The organism is Knoellia tibetensis, assembly GCF_048606415.1.
Classification (GTDB): domain Bacteria; phylum Actinomycetota; class Actinomycetes; order Actinomycetales; family Dermatophilaceae; genus Knoellia; species Knoellia tibetensis.
This window is the reverse complement of record NZ_JBMBWF010000001.1, coordinates 1,665,763-1,679,518: the sequence shown is the minus strand read 5'-3', so window position 1 is coordinate 1,679,518 and position 13,756 is coordinate 1,665,763. Positions and strand designations below refer to the sequence as shown.

General features: G+C 72.7%; 9 protein-coding genes. 8 read left to right on the top strand and 1 reads right to left on the bottom strand.

Features of this window, described 5'->3' with window-relative positions; all coding sequences use genetic code 11:
• The first annotated feature begins 100 nt into the window (after positions 1–100).
• Together ACOJV7_RS07810 and ACOJV7_RS07805 are read left to right on the top strand one after the other, a co-directional pair.
• On the top strand, positions 101–2,980 hold the full coding sequence (locus tag ACOJV7_RS07810) for a CocE/NonD family hydrolase (protein ID WP_420189566.1): 2,880 nt from the start codon (positions 101–103) through the stop codon (positions 2,978–2,980).
• Entirely contained in the window at positions 2,977–3,801 is an 825-nt protein-coding gene (locus ACOJV7_RS07805; RefSeq protein ID WP_420189565.1) for an ABC transporter permease, read from the top strand. The genes ACOJV7_RS07810 and ACOJV7_RS07805 overlap by 4 nt, the downstream gene beginning before the upstream one ends.
• Here the strand turns inward: ACOJV7_RS07805 and ACOJV7_RS07800 are convergent.
• Positions 3,794–6,448 (bottom strand): AMP-binding protein, encoded by a 2,655-nt coding sequence (locus ACOJV7_RS07800; protein WP_420189564.1) that lies wholly within the window; start codon positions 6,446–6,448, stop codon positions 3,794–3,796. The genes ACOJV7_RS07805 and ACOJV7_RS07800 overlap by 8 nt on opposite strands.
• 100 nt (positions 6,449–6,548) lie before the next feature.
• Between ACOJV7_RS07800 and ACOJV7_RS07795 the strand changes: the two genes are divergently transcribed.
• From ACOJV7_RS07795 to ACOJV7_RS07770, 6 genes are all read left to right on the top strand, one after another.
• Positions 6,549–7,586 carry an extracellular solute-binding protein gene (locus tag ACOJV7_RS07795; protein WP_420189563.1) on the top strand — a complete coding sequence of 346 codons (1,038 nt, stop codon included), beginning with the start codon at positions 6,549–6,551 and terminating at the stop codon, positions 7,584–7,586.
• 44 nt (positions 7,587–7,630) lie between these two features.
• Positions 7,631–9,331: an ABC transporter permease gene (locus tag ACOJV7_RS07790; protein WP_420189562.1), complete on the top strand. Its 1,701-nt coding sequence runs from the start codon at positions 7,631–7,633 to the stop codon at positions 9,329–9,331.
• On the top strand, positions 9,328–10,611 hold the full coding sequence (locus tag ACOJV7_RS07785; protein ID WP_420189561.1) for an ABC transporter ATP-binding protein: 1,284 nt from the start codon (positions 9,328–9,330) through the stop codon (positions 10,609–10,611). Before ACOJV7_RS07790 ends, ACOJV7_RS07785 begins: the two co-directional genes overlap by 4 nt.
• Positions 10,612–10,928: 317 nt before the next feature.
• A complete protein-coding gene (locus ACOJV7_RS07780) occupies positions 10,929–11,957 on the top strand; it encodes a methionine ABC transporter ATP-binding protein (protein ID WP_420190387.1) in 1,029 nt (342 codons plus the stop codon).
• The gene (locus tag ACOJV7_RS07775) at positions 11,954–12,637 is read left to right on the top strand and encodes a methionine ABC transporter permease (RefSeq protein ID WP_420189560.1); all 684 of its coding nucleotides are present in this window, start codon (positions 11,954–11,956) and stop codon (positions 12,635–12,637) included. The genes ACOJV7_RS07780 and ACOJV7_RS07775 overlap by 4 nt, the downstream gene beginning before the upstream one ends.
• A gap of 148 nt (positions 12,638–12,785) precedes the next feature.
• Positions 12,786–13,643, top strand: coding sequence for a MetQ/NlpA family ABC transporter substrate-binding protein (locus ACOJV7_RS07770; RefSeq protein ID WP_420189559.1), 858 nt, complete (start codon positions 12,786–12,788; stop codon positions 13,641–13,643).
• Positions 13,644–13,756 lie beyond the last annotated feature (113 nt).

Genomic DNA, 13,756 nt, shown 5'->3' with positions numbered 1-13,756 from the left:
ACGGACGCCGGCCGAGCGGAACCACCGCGGACGGCGAACCGTTCGTCCGGTGAGCGCCGCACCGCGACGGCGCCACCAACCCGTCGGGAGAGGATGAGCCATGCAGCGGCCCGTCCTCGTCCGCCCGACCCGGCTCCTCCCGTCGGCCGCTGCCCTCGTTCTCGCCCTGTCGACCGTCGCGACGGCGGCGCCCGCGACCGCCGAGACGACCGAGCGGGTGCGCACGACCGACCAGCTCGTCGACGTGGGCCCCGAGCCGGACGGCACGGCGGTGCGGCTCGACACCCGCCTCTACCTCCCCGCCGGTGACGACCCGAAGCCCGCCGTCCTCCTCGCCCACGGCTTCGGCGGCAGCAAGGAGAGCGTCGACCGCGAGGCCCGCGACTACGCCGCCGACGGCCACGTCGTCCTCGCGTTCACCGCCCGGGGCTTCGGGCGCTCCGGCGGACGGATCCACCTCAACTCCCCCGACCACGAGATCGCCGACGGCAGGGCGCTGCTCGACCTGCTGGCCCAACGGCCCGAGGTCCGCAAGGATGCCGCCGGGGACCCTCGCGTCGCGGTGGCGGGCGGGTCCTACGGTGGCGCCTTCGCGCTCATGCTCGCCGGGGTCGACCCGCGGGTCGACGCCACCGTCGCCGCGATCACGTGGAACGACCTGTCGGAGTCGCTCTTCCCGCAGGCGGCGGCCGGCAGCACCCAGCCGGGCCCCTACAAGCAGCTGTGGGGTGCCCGCTTCTTCTCGTCTGCGCTCGGCGGGCTCGACGGTGGCGCCTCAGGGCTTGCGGGCGCGTCCGGTTCTCAGCCGGCGGCGGGCGCGGCGGCTCCGACCAGGACCGCCCCGAGCACACCGGCACCGGGCACGGGCGAAGGCACGCCCCCAGCACCCAGTGAGCTCCTCTGCGGCCGCTTCGACCTCGCGCTGTGCCGCCAGCTCCAGGCCGCCGCCGAGACCGGTCGGCCGAGCGCCGAGCTGACCGCCACCCTGCGCCGCAACAGCCCTCGCGGGACCATCGCTCGCGTCACCGCACCCACCCTCCTCGTGCAGGGCGAGTCCGACACCCTCTTCGGCCTCGACCAGGCCGACGCCAACGCGGCGGGCCTCGCCCGGGCCGGGACGCGGCACGCCGTGCGCTGGACCGACGGCGGCCACGACGGCGCCTCGACCAACCCCGGGCTCGACGAGGAGGCCGCGCGGACATGGATCCGCACCTACCTCGAGGGCACCCGCACCGCACCCCTGCCGGTGCCCGCGTTCACCTTCTCCCTGCCCGTGCCGCGCCGGAGCGACACCGCACCCGTGGCGACGCTCGACCGCTACCCCGGGCTGCGCGCCGCACCGACCGGGGTGACGCTGCGCCGTCCCAGCGAGCCGTCGGTCCTGCTCACCCCGCCCGGCGGACAGCCAAGCTCGATGACGTCGCTGCCCGGCGCCGGTGCGTTCGAGCTCCCGACCTACCGCCTCGCCGCGCTCCCGGGGATGTCCGCCGCCTTCGAGAGCGCCCCGCTCAGCCGCAGCCTCACCGTCGTCGGCTCACCCGCCCTCCGCCTCGGCGTCACCTCGACCGGCGCCGAGGCCACGCTCTTCGTCTCGCTCTGGAGGGTGGAGGGCTCCGAGGCCGTGCAGCCACGCGCCCTCACCGCGCCGGTCCGGGTCGCGACCACGCCGGGTCGCCCGACCGACGTCACGGTCGAGCTCCCCGCCTCGGTGTGGTCGATGGCCGCCGGCAGCCGCTGGCGGGTCCTCGTCACCTCGACGGACAGCTCCTTCGCCGTGCCCCGCGAGGCCCGGGCCGACCGGGTCGAGCTCACCGACGCGAGCCTCAGCGTCCCGACGGCGCAGGGCACGCTCCGGGCGGCGGCGGACGAGCGGGACACCGAGTCGATCGCGCTGGCCGGGGGCATCGCCGCGCTGCTCGCCGCGATCACCGTCTCCGCCCTCCTGCGCAGGCGCCGCCGACTGCGCGAGGTCGTGCGCGACGACTGGGCCGACGTGCCGCTCGTCGTCGAGAACCTCACCAAGACCTACGCCGACGGCCACAAGGCGGTCGACGACGTGTCGTGGCGGGCCGAGAAGGGCCAGGTCGTCGGGCTCCTCGGCCCCAACGGAGCCGGCAAGACGACGACGATGCGAATGATCCTCGGGCTCATCACGCCCGACTCGGGCTCGGTCCACGTCCTCGGCCGCCCGGTCCACCCGGGGTCCGACGTCCTCGGACGGGTCGGCGCGCTCGTCGAGGGCCCGGGCTTCCTGCCGCACCTCACCGGCCGCCAGAACCTCGAGGCCTACTGGTCCGCCACCGGACGTCCGGTCGAGGAGGCCGAGATGGCCGACGCCCTCGCCGTCGCCGCCCTCGGAGGCGCCCTCGACCGGCCCGTCCGGACCTACAGCCACGGCATGAAGCAGCGGCTCGGCATCGCCCAGGCCATGCTCGGCAAGCCCGAGGTCCTCTTCCTCGACGAGCCGACCAACGGCCTCGACCCGCCCCAGATCGCCGCCATGCGACCGATCCTGCGCTCCTACGCCCGGTCCGGCCGCACCGTCGTCGTGTCCAGCCACCTGCTCGCGGAGGTCGAGATGACCTGCACCCACGTCGTCGTCATGCACGCCGGCCGGGTCGTCACGGCAGGCCCTGTCGCCGACCTGCTCTCCAGCGACGACACGACGGTCTTCGAGCTCGCCTCGGTCGCCTCGCTCGCCCCGGCGCGCGCGGCACTCGCGGGGGCGGACGGCATACGGTCGGTCGAGGTTCTCGACGACCCGTCCAAGCCGATGCTCACCGTCGTCGCCGAGCGACCCCGCGAGGACGTCGTGCGCGACGTCGTCGCCTCGGGTGCCGAGGTCGTCGGTGTCGGTAGCCGGCGCCACCTCGAGGAGGTCTTCCTCGGTGTCATCGCCGCCTCGCAGGTCAACCCGGACGACGACGACACCACGGAGACCTCGGTCGTCGAGAGGCTGCGACAGGTGCGGGCCCGATGAGCCGGCCGCTGTCCTGGCGCTCCGAGCTGCGTCGCCAGCTCGGTCGCCGCCGCACGCTGTGGGTCGTCGGCATCGTCCTCGTGCTGCCGCTGATCTTCGTCGCGGCGTTCTCGCTCGACGACGACCCCGGCCGCCCGGGCGACCCCGGCGTCCGCCTCGTCGACCTCGCGACGAGCGGCGGCCCGAACTTCACGACCTTCGCCTTCCTCGTCTCAGCGGAGCTGCTGCTCTTCATCGTCGCTGCACTCTTTGCCGGCGACCCGGTGCCGGCGGAGGCGTCGTGGTCCTCGCTGCGCTACCTCCTCACGGCGCCCGTCACCCGCGCCCGGCTGCTCACGAGCAAGCTCGTCATCGGCTTCGTGTCGACGGCCGTGCTCGTCGTCGTCCTGCCGCTGTGGGCGCTCGCGGTCGGCACCATCGCCTACGGCCCGGAGCCCTTCACGATCCTCGGCGGCGGCGAGCTGCCGTGGGGCGAGTGGCTGCCGCGCATGGCCGTCGCCGTCGGCTACGTCCTCGTCATGGTCGCGCCGATCGGGGCCTTCGCCTTCTGGATCGGCGTGCGCAGCCAGACCCCGCTCGCCGCGGTGGGCGGTGCGCTCATGCTGCTCATCGTCGCCGGCATCCTCGACTCGATCGACGCGCTCGGCGACTGGCGCAAGGCGCTGCCGGGTCACTACTCGCGTGCCTGGCTGGACCTGCTCGTCTCCGGCCCGGTCGACTGGACCGACCTGCGCCACGGGGTGCTGTGGGCCGTCCTCTACGCAGTCCTCTTCGTCGCGCTCGGCTACCGCCGCTTCCGGCGCCAGGACATCCTCAGCTGAGCACCCGGTCGCCGGCACGAGGGCGTGACGGCACGAGCGCGGCCACCCGGCCACCGACCCACCGCGCGACCGGCTCGACGATCGGGCTCGACCCGCGCCAGGCGATCCAGCCGGTGAGCACGGCGACGGCGGCGCCGAGCAGGGAGTAGCCCACGCGTCCCATGACCTCCCACTGCACGAGGTAGATGAAGAGCGAGGCGGACGCCACCGGCAACAGGACCGGCACGACGAACGCCGGCACCCGCACGGATCGCACCCACAGGAGCACGAGCAGCCCGGCGCCCAGCACCGCGTTGCGCTCGAGGTCACCGAAGAAGCCCGGCACGACAGCGAGCACGTATGCCGTGAGCAGCCACCGCTGCCACCTCACCTCCGCGCGGGCCATGGCCCACCCGAGGGCGAAGAGCCAGAGCACGACCGCGGGTCGGCCGTTGACGTGGTGGTCACCGACAGGGACCAAGCCGTAGCGGAAGACGAGGGCGACGAGGGCCACCGCCATCGGCACGACGAACGGCCGGGCGCGCTCGAGCCGGTCGATCGCCGGCACCGCGAGCAGGACCGTGACGCCGACGAGGATGTGGACGACCGCCTCGACGAACCAGTAGCGCCACTGCGGGTGGACGTTGCCTCCGCCGACCGAGGTGAGCAGGACCGGGTTCCACCACGAGTAGCGCTCGTCGACGAGCGTGAGCACACCGAGCCACACCGCGCTCGGCACCGCGATGCGGGTCACCGACTCCGCGACGTGCGCGAGCCGCTCCGAGCGCCGCCCGCCCGAGAGCTGGAACCGCGCGAAGGCGAAGCCCGCGACGGCGAGCAGGACGTGCGCCCCTCCGCGCACGTCCAGCACGCCGGCGTGGGTGAGGACGATGACGGTGATCGCCACGGCCCGCAGGACGACGGAGGTCTCGAGCGAGCGCCACCGCAGCCAGCGGCTCGCGCGCGACGGCTCGGTCGCGGCACCCTCGAGCACGCCGGCGTCGGCGCGCGCGAGCTCGTGCGCGGGCAGGACGTGCCACGACGCCGGCAGCGCTCCGAGCAGCCCCTCGAGCCGCACCGACGCCTCGACGTAGGAGAGCGAGTCACCGCGCAGCGTGACGAACGAGTCGTCGAGCGTCGCGTCGGGCCGGTCGAGCAGCTCGGCATAGAGCGCCCGCACCTGCTCCGCTGCGTCGAGCCGCGACTCATTGCCGGTTCCGGCGCCGTCCGCGGAACCGTCACCGCTGTCGGGACCGCTGGAACTGGCAATGAGTCGAGAGGGCGTCGGGCAGGTGCCCTCGCCGAAGGCGTCGACGAGCGTCGCGAGGCCCGGGCGGTCGACCTTGCCGGAGGCCGTCCGCGGCACCTCGTCGACCGCGGTGACGACGACGGCGGCGCGCGGGACGGCATACCGCTCGCTCACCTCGCGGCGCACGGTCAGGAGGTCGCTGTCCTCGGGACCCACGACGGCGACGAGGAGGCGGTCGCCGCCATCCATGACGTATGCCGTTCGCCCACCGGTGCCGAGGTCGCTCTCGACCCGGTCGAGGTCGATCCGCAGCCCGCAGACCTTGGCGAAGCGGCTGCGGCGACCGACGACCTCGACGAGCCCGTCGGCGGTGAAGCGGGCGAGGTCGCCGGTGTGGAGCTGGCCGACCTCGGCGCCGCCGGCGAGGTCGGCCGGCGTCGTCGCGTAGCCCATCATGACGTTGCCGCCCTCGTAGACGAGCTCACCGACACCGGCGGCAGCACCCTCGACCGGCGCGAGCGAGAAGCGGCCGCCACGGACCGCGACACCGATGCTCGACGGGTTCTCGGCCGCGAGATGCGCCGGGAGAGTGGCCATCCGGGCGGTCGCCTCGGTCTGGCCGTACATGACGAGCAGGTCGAACCCGCGCTCCACACCGAGCCCGGCCCAGCGCCGCACCGCGGCCGGGTCCATGCGGCCCCCGGCCTGGGTGAGCAGCCGCAGCCGCGGCACGGACATCGACGCGAACCCCACGGCGTCGAGGAGGTCGAAGGTGTAGGGGACCCCCGCGAGCGTCGACCCCCCGGCCTCGCCGAACGCCTCCCAGAAGCAGGCGTCGACGACGGAGAGGTCGGTGAGCAGCACCCCGGCTCCGATGGAGAGGTGGCTGAGCAGGACCGAGAGGCCGTAGCAGTACTGCAGCGGCAGGGTCGTCGCCGCGACGTCGTCCGCGCGCAGCCCGAGGGCGTCGACGATCTGGGCCGCGTTGCAGTCGATGTTGGCGGCGCTGAGCCGGACGAGCTTCGGCGAGCCGGTGCTGCCGGACGTCGACAGCAGGAGCGCGAGGTCGGGGTGCAGGTCGTGCGCCGAGCCGGGGCGGCGGGCCTCGAGGAGCGGGCCGCGCGCGACGACGTCGGGGTCCCAGGTCTCGACGAGCCCTCCCCCGCCCGGGGCCGTGAGGATGACGGGGTGACCGCCGGCCAGGGCGGCGAGCAGGGTGACGACGGACTCGACGTCGTTGGCCGCCTCGAGGAGCACGAGCCGCGGAGCCGGCCCGAGCGCGGCGGCGCGCTCGTCGACGCCGCCGGCGAGGACGGCATACGACATGGTCTGCATCCCCGACGGGTCGGCCCACCGCAGCGCGACGGCGTCGCCGAAGGACCGCAGCCGCCCGGCGAGGGCGACGCGGCGCCGGGGCATGACCGGGGTCGTCACAACCGAGGATGATAGGGGGATTTGGTCAGGCTTACCTAACTCCGACAGAATGCAGCGTCAGCGTTCCCGCTCCCAGGAGTCCCTCGTGCCCTCTCGCCGCACGCGCCGCGCCGCCGTCGCCGGCCTCGTCGCCACCGCCACCGTCCTGCCGCTGTCCGGCTGCGGCGTCCTCGGGATCGGCGGCAGCAACGCCGACCTCCAGATCTACTCCGCGCGACACTACGACCTCGAGGGCGCGTTCAAGGAGTTCCAGGACGAGACCGGCATCAGCGTCGAGTTCATCTCCGGCAGCGACGCCGAGCTGCTCCAGCGCATCAAGGCCGAGGGCGCCGACGGCGAGGCTGACGTCTTCATGACCGTCGACGCCGGCAACCTGTGGAATGCCGCCGACCAGGGCGTCCTCAAGCCCGTCGAGTCGCAGGCGCTCACCGACGCCGTGCCGGCCGACCTGCGCGACAGCGGCAACCAGTGGTTCGGCCTCGCGATGCGCGCCCGCACGACGATGTACAACCCCGACAAGGTCAAGCCGACCGACTTCGATGCGACGAACACGTATGCCGGCCTGACGGACCCGAAGTGGAAGGGTCGCCTCTGCATGCGCGACGCCACCTCGGCCTACACCCAGAGCCTCGTCGCCAGCCTCATCGACCTCGACGGTCGCGAGAAGACGCTCGAGACGGTCAAGGGCTGGGTCGCCAACGACGTCGACATCACGTCCAACGACGTCGAGCTCCTCAAGGCCATCGACGCCGGCACGTGCGACGTCGGCATCACGAACCACTACTACCTCGCGCGCGAGCTCAAGAAGAAGCCCGAGCTCAAGGTCAAGCCGTTCTGGGCCTCGCAGCAGGGCGCCGGCACGCACGTCAACATCTCGGGCGCCGGCGTCGTCAAGACCTCCGACAACGCGGCCCAGGCCCAGCAGCTCATCGAGTGGCTCGCGACCAAGGGCCAGAGCTCGTTCGTCGACGGCAACCACGAGTACCCCGTCAACGAGTCCGTGAAGCCCGAGCCGCTCATCGCCGGCTTCGGCGAGTTCAAGCGGATGCCGATCTCGGCGCAGGCCTACGGCTCGCAGAACGCCGAGGCGGTCACGCTGCTCGCCGAGGCCGGCTACAAGTGACCGGCCGCGCGTGAGCCCGATGCGCCCGTTGGGATGATGGCAGCGTGAGCGCCGAGGTGGAGACCGACCGCCCGGTCGGCGGGAGTGCCCGGAGCTCTCGCGCGACCCGGCTCTCGGGCTCCGGGCGACCCGTGTGGTCGGCGCTCGTCGTCGTCATCGCGCTGGTCGTCTCCGTCCCGGTCGTCTCCGTCCTCGTCCAGGCGCTCGCGAGCGCGGGCGACCTCGCCCTCCCCTCCGACCTCGTCGAGATGGTCCTCACGACTGTCGCCCTCCTCGCCCTCGTGGGACTCGGGACGTCGGTGCTCGGGGTCGGTCTCGCGTGGCTCGTCACGGCATACGACTTCCCGGGGCGACGGCTCTTCTCGTGGATGCTCGTGCTGCCGCTGGCGATGCCGGCCTACGTCCTCGGCTTCCTGTTCCTCTCGACCTTCGGGCCCGCGGGCGGGCCGGCGCGTGCGTCGCGCTCGGTCTTCGGAAGCTCGGAAGTCGTCGAGCTCCTCTCGGGCTGGCTGGGTGCGCCCGTCGTCCTCTCGCTCACCCTCTATCCCTACGTCTACCTCCTGGCGCGTGCGGCCTTCCGCGGCCAGGGCCAGGTGACGTGGGACGCCGCCCGGATGCTCGGCGCGACGCCGTGGCGGGCGTTCCGGCAGGTGCTGCTCCCGCTCGCGCGACCGGCGCTCGCCGGTGGCCTCGCCGTCGTCATGATGGAGACGCTCACCGACTTCGCGACGGTCCAGTACTTCGGCGTGCGCACGGTCTCGGTCGGTGTCTACCTCACGTGGAAGGGCACGTTCGACTTCGCGTCGGCGGCCCAGCTCTCGGTGCTCGTCCTCGCCTTCGCCGTCATGGTGCTCACCGGTGAGCGGCTCCTGCGCGGTGGCGCCCGCTACGACGCGCGTGGCTCGCACCGACCCCCGGCCGCCCCGACCCTGCTCACTGGTGCCGGTCGCTGGTGGGCGTTCGCGGCGGCGTCGTCGGTGCTCGCCGTCGGGTTCGTCCTCCCGGTGCTCCGCCTCGTGTGGTGGGCGGTGACCGCGACCCTCGCCGACTCGTCGTCGCTCTCGACCGGCCGCTTCGCGACCAACCTCACCAACAGCGCCGTCATGGCCGCGCTCGCCGCGCTCGCCTGCGTCACCCTCGCGCTCCTCCTCACCCACGGCGTCCGGATGACCGGCGGCCGGCTCGCCCGGGGTGCCGCGCAGCTCACGACCTTCGGGTATGCCGTGCCGGGCGCCGTCATCGGTATCGGCGTCCTCGTCTCCTTCGCGGCCCTCGACCGCTCGCTCGAGGCGCTCGGTGTCCCGGGGGGCACCGGACTCGTCGTCACCGGCTCCGTCATCGGGCTCCTCGCGAGCTACGTCGTGCGGTTCCTCGCCCCGGCCTACCAAGCCGTCGACGCGAGCTTCACGACGATCTCGCCGTCGGTGACGAACTCGGCGTTCTCGCTCGGGGCCTCGCCGCTGCGGGTGCTGCGCCGGGTCCATCTGCCGCTGTCGCGCTCGGGCATCGCGGTGGCGCTCGTGCTCGTCGCCGTCGACGCCGTGAAAGAGTTGCCCCTCGTGCTGCTCCTGCGACCCTTCGGCTTCACCACCGTGTCGGTGTGGGTCTACGAGCTCGCCAACGAGAACTTCTGGGAGCAGGCCGCCCTGCCCGCCCTGCTCATCGTCGCGCTCGCGATCGTCCCGGTCTTCTTCCTCGTCCGGCAGGTGCGCCTCGCCGAGCCGCACCGGCAGGTGACGTCGTGACCGGGGTGGAGCGGACGAGGACGGCGTCGAACGCGGTGTCGAGCGGCGAAGCGAGCGCGGTCGCCGAAGCGGCGGTGACCGGCGGTGCGGCGAGCGCCGGGGCGACCGGCGGGGCGGCGAGCGCGGTGACGCTGCGCGGCGTCTCGAAGTCCTACGGCGAGACCCTCGCCGTGAGCGCTCTCGACCTCACCGTCGCGCGCGGCGAGATCGTCGCCCTCATCGGGCCGTCCGGCTGCGGCAAGTCGACGCTGCTGCGGCTCGTGGCCGGGCTCGAGCGCCCCGACGCAGGCAGCGTCTCCGTCGGCGACCGCGTCGTCGCCGGTCCCGAGTGGGTGGCGCCGGAGCGCCGCCGCATCGGCCTCGTCTTCCAGGAGCACGCGCTCTTCCCGCACCTCACCGTCGCCGACAACATCCGGTTCGGGCTCGACGGGCGTCCCCGCCCCGAGCAGGACGCCCGCGTCCGCGAGGTCCTCGAGCTCGTCCACCTCGCCCACGTCGTCGACCGCTACCCGCACGAGCTCTCCGGCGGCGAGCAGCAGCGCGTCGCGCTGGCCCGCGCGCTGGCGCCGCGGCCCGAGGTCGTCCTCCTCGACGAGCCGTTCTCCTCGCTCGACGAGTCCCTGCGGGCGAGGGTCCGGGGCGACACGGTCGAGGCGCTGCGGGCTACCGGCACGACCGCGATCCTCGTGACCCACGACCAGACCGAGGCCCTCTCGGTCGGCGACCACATCGGCGTCATGCGCGGCGGCGTCGTCGAGCAGTGGGGCCGACCGGTCGAGGTCTTCGAGCGGCCCGTGAGCCGGTTCGTCGCCTCCTTCATGGGCGACGCCGACTTCCTGCCGACGTCGGTCACCGACGCCGGCCTCGCGTGCGAGCTCGGGCTCGTGATGATCCGCAAGGACGTCGCCGACGCCGAGGTCGTCGTCCGACCGCACGAGGTGAGCCTGCGCCTTCCCGGCCCTGGCGTCACCGGCGCCTCGGCCGTGGTCGACCGGGTCGAGTACCAGGGCCCGTTCATCCTCCACACCGTCCGCCTCGCATCCGGCCGGACGATCCGTTCGTGGCAGCCCCACTCGGTCCGCTACCCCGTCGGCACCGAGGTCCTGGCCTCGATCGCGCCCGGGATCGTGCCCAGCCTCCTCAGCGGCGAGACCGCCCTCGCCCCTTCGCCCACGCCCGACCCGGCCGCCTCCGAGCCCGCGCCCCCGACCGCGACCGCCGCGACCTCCGACGCCGCGACCCCCACGACCCCCGACCCCGCGGCTCCCACCTCGACTTGACCCCGTCACACCTTTCCCGCCTGAAGTGGGTTCCGTGCACTGGGCATCCCGACTGTTCCCGCCACCAGTGACCGTTTCCCACTCAAGGCGGTGGCGGTGCACTGGGCACACGACACTTCTCGCCGTCAGTGACCGCTTCCCACTCCGGGTGGGAACGGTGCACCGGACACCTCGACAGTTCCCACCCCAAGTGCGCGCTTGCCACTTGAGGCGGTAAAGATGGGACGAGGCCCAGGTCGTGAGACATCCACACCGCCGATTTGCTTATCCAATGGATAACGTCTACTTATTGTCGAGTGGTTGACGCTTCATCTGATCTGACGGCTGGCACGGGGGGCACACCCAGCCCCACCGCCCCGGCCCTCTCCGTCCGCGACCTCACCAAGGTCTTCGACTCCCGCGGCGCCCGGGTCACCGCCCTCGACGCGGTCTCGCTCACCGTGCCGCGCGGCGAGATCCACGGCATCGTCGGGCGCTCCGGCGCCGGCAAGTCGACGCTCATCCGGTGCCTTACCGGCCTCGAGCAGCCGACCTCGGGGGAGGTCGTCGTCGCGGGCGAGGACATCACCGCCCTGCGCGGCGCCGACCTGCGCGCGGCCCGCCGGAGGTTCGGCGTGGTCTACCAGCACGCCAACCTCCTCGACTCGCGCACGGCTGCCGACAACGTCGCCCTCCCGCTCGAGGTCGCCGGGTGGGACAAGGCCGAGCGCGACGCCCGGGTCGCCGAGCTGCTCGAGCTCGTCGGACTCACCGACCGGGCGGGCAACCACCCCGGCCAGCTGTCCGGCGGTCAGCAGCAGCGCGTCGGCATCGCCCGGGCGCTCGCGGCCCGCCCCGAGATCCTCCTCTGCGACGAGCCCACGTCGGCCCTCGACGCCGCCACGACCGGCCAGATCCTCGGACTCCTCAAGGAGCTGCGCGACCGCCTCGGCATCACCGTCGTCATCATCACCCACGAGCCGTCGGTCGTCCGCGAGGTCTGTGACGCGGTGACGCTCCTCGGTGACGGCGCCGTCCTGGAGCAGGGCCGGCTCGGCGAGGTCATCGCCGACCCGACGACGCGCTTGCACCGCGAGCTCATCCCGCTCGTCGAGCCGACCACCGACGGGCTCGCCCGCGTCCAGGTCGCCCTCGGCCACCCGGACTCCACCGTGGGCTCGATCGACGGCATCATCGCCCTGCTCCGCCACGAGGGCATCGAGGCCGACGTCGCCGCAGCCACGGTCGAGACGATCGCCGGCCGCCGCGTCGGCCGCCTCCTCGTCGAGCTCGCCGACGCCACGAAGGCCGAAAGGGCTCACGACCTGCTCGACCGTGCACGTCTCCACCCGGAGGTCGCGGCATGAGGTTCGAGACCGACCCGACCTGGCTCGACAACCCCGTCATCCGCGAGGGCCTGCCCACGGCGCTGTGGGAGACGCTCGCCATGACCATCGGCTCGGCCCTCATCACCGCCGTGCTCGGCGTCGTCATCGGGGTGCTGCTCCACAACTCCTCGCCCGGCGGCATCAACCCGCAGGCGACGCTTCACCGCGTCCTCGGCGCTGTGGTCAACGTCGGCCGCTCGCTGCCCTTCCTCATCCTCATGATTGCGATCATCCCGATCACCCGCTTCATCGCCGGAACGACCGTCGGGTGGCGGGCGATGATCGTGCCGCTCACCGTCGGCGCCGTCCCCTTCTTCGCGCGGCTGGTCGAGACATCGCTGCGCGAGGTGAGCTCGGGCAAGGTCGAGGCTGCGACGATGATGGGCGCCACCCGCTGGGACGTCACCCGCAAGGTGCTCCTGCCCGAGGCCCTCCCCGGCATCGTCGCCGGGCTGACGACCACGGTCATCGCCCTCATCGGCTACTCCGCCATGGCAGGCGCCGTCGGCGGCGGAGGACTCGGCGCCACCGCGATGTCCTACGGCTACAACCGCTTCCAGACCGACGTCATGATCGCCGCCGTCGTGCTCCTCGTCGTCGTCGTCCAGGTCGTCCAGGTCGCGGGCGACCGTCTCGCGCGAGCCGTCGACCACCGCTGACCCCTTCCGGACGGCCGTATGCCGTCCGCCCCCGACAGCGCTGTCGGCCCACCCGACCTGCCGGGCACCTCCCGGCACGACCCGTGTCGGCCACCAGGCCGGCATACCCACGTCGGCCGACCGGCCGGCATACGAAAGGAAAGAAGCCATGTCCCCGTTCCCCCGCCGAGGTCTCGTCGCCGGAGTGTCCGTGCTCGCCGCCATGAGCCTCACGGCCTGTGGTGCGGGCGGTGGCGACTCCAGCGGTCCCGAGGCCGACGACAACGGCGTGACCAAGCTCGTCGTCGGGGCCTCGCCGACGCCGCACGCCAAGATCCTCGAGTTCGTCGACGCGAACCTCGCCGAGAAGGCCGGGCTCGACCTCGAGATCAAGAGCTTCGACGACTACGTCCAGCCCAACGTCCAGCTCGCCGAGGGCACCCTCGACGCGAACTACTTCCAGCACCTCCCCTACTACGAGGCGCAGGTCAAGGACCGCGGTTATGAGTTCGCGCACTACGCCGGTGTCCACATCGAGCCGTTCGCGCTCTACTCCAAGAAGGTCAAGGACGTCTCCGAGCTCGCGACCGGTGCGCAGGTCGGCATCAACAACGACCCGTCCAACCAGGGCCGCGCCCTCGAGCTGCTCGCCAAGGCGAACGTCATCACGCTCAAGGCCGGCAAGGACGCGACGAACGCGACGATCTACGACATCGACCAGAACCCGAAGAAGCTCCAGTTCAAGGAGACCGACCCGGCCCAGCTCGTGCGGTCGCTCGACGACCTCGACGTCGCCGTCATCAACGGCAACTACGCCATCGAGGCCAACCTCTCCCCGACCAAGGACGCGATCCTCGTCGAGGACGCGAAGGACAACCCCTACGCCAACTTCCTCGCAGTCCAGAAGAAGGACGAGTCCAACGCGGCGCTCAAGAAGCTCGACGAGCTGCTGCACTCGCCCGAGGTCAAGGCCTACATCGAGAAGACCTGGCCCGACGGCTCGGTGCTCCCCGGCGCCGACGCCTGAGGCACGGGGCGCCTCAGCTTTTGCTCCCCATGCGGGAAGCTTGAGGGTCCGGACGGAACTTTTCCGTCCGGACCCTCAACCTTCCCTCCGTATGCCGGCCTGCTGAGTCCGCG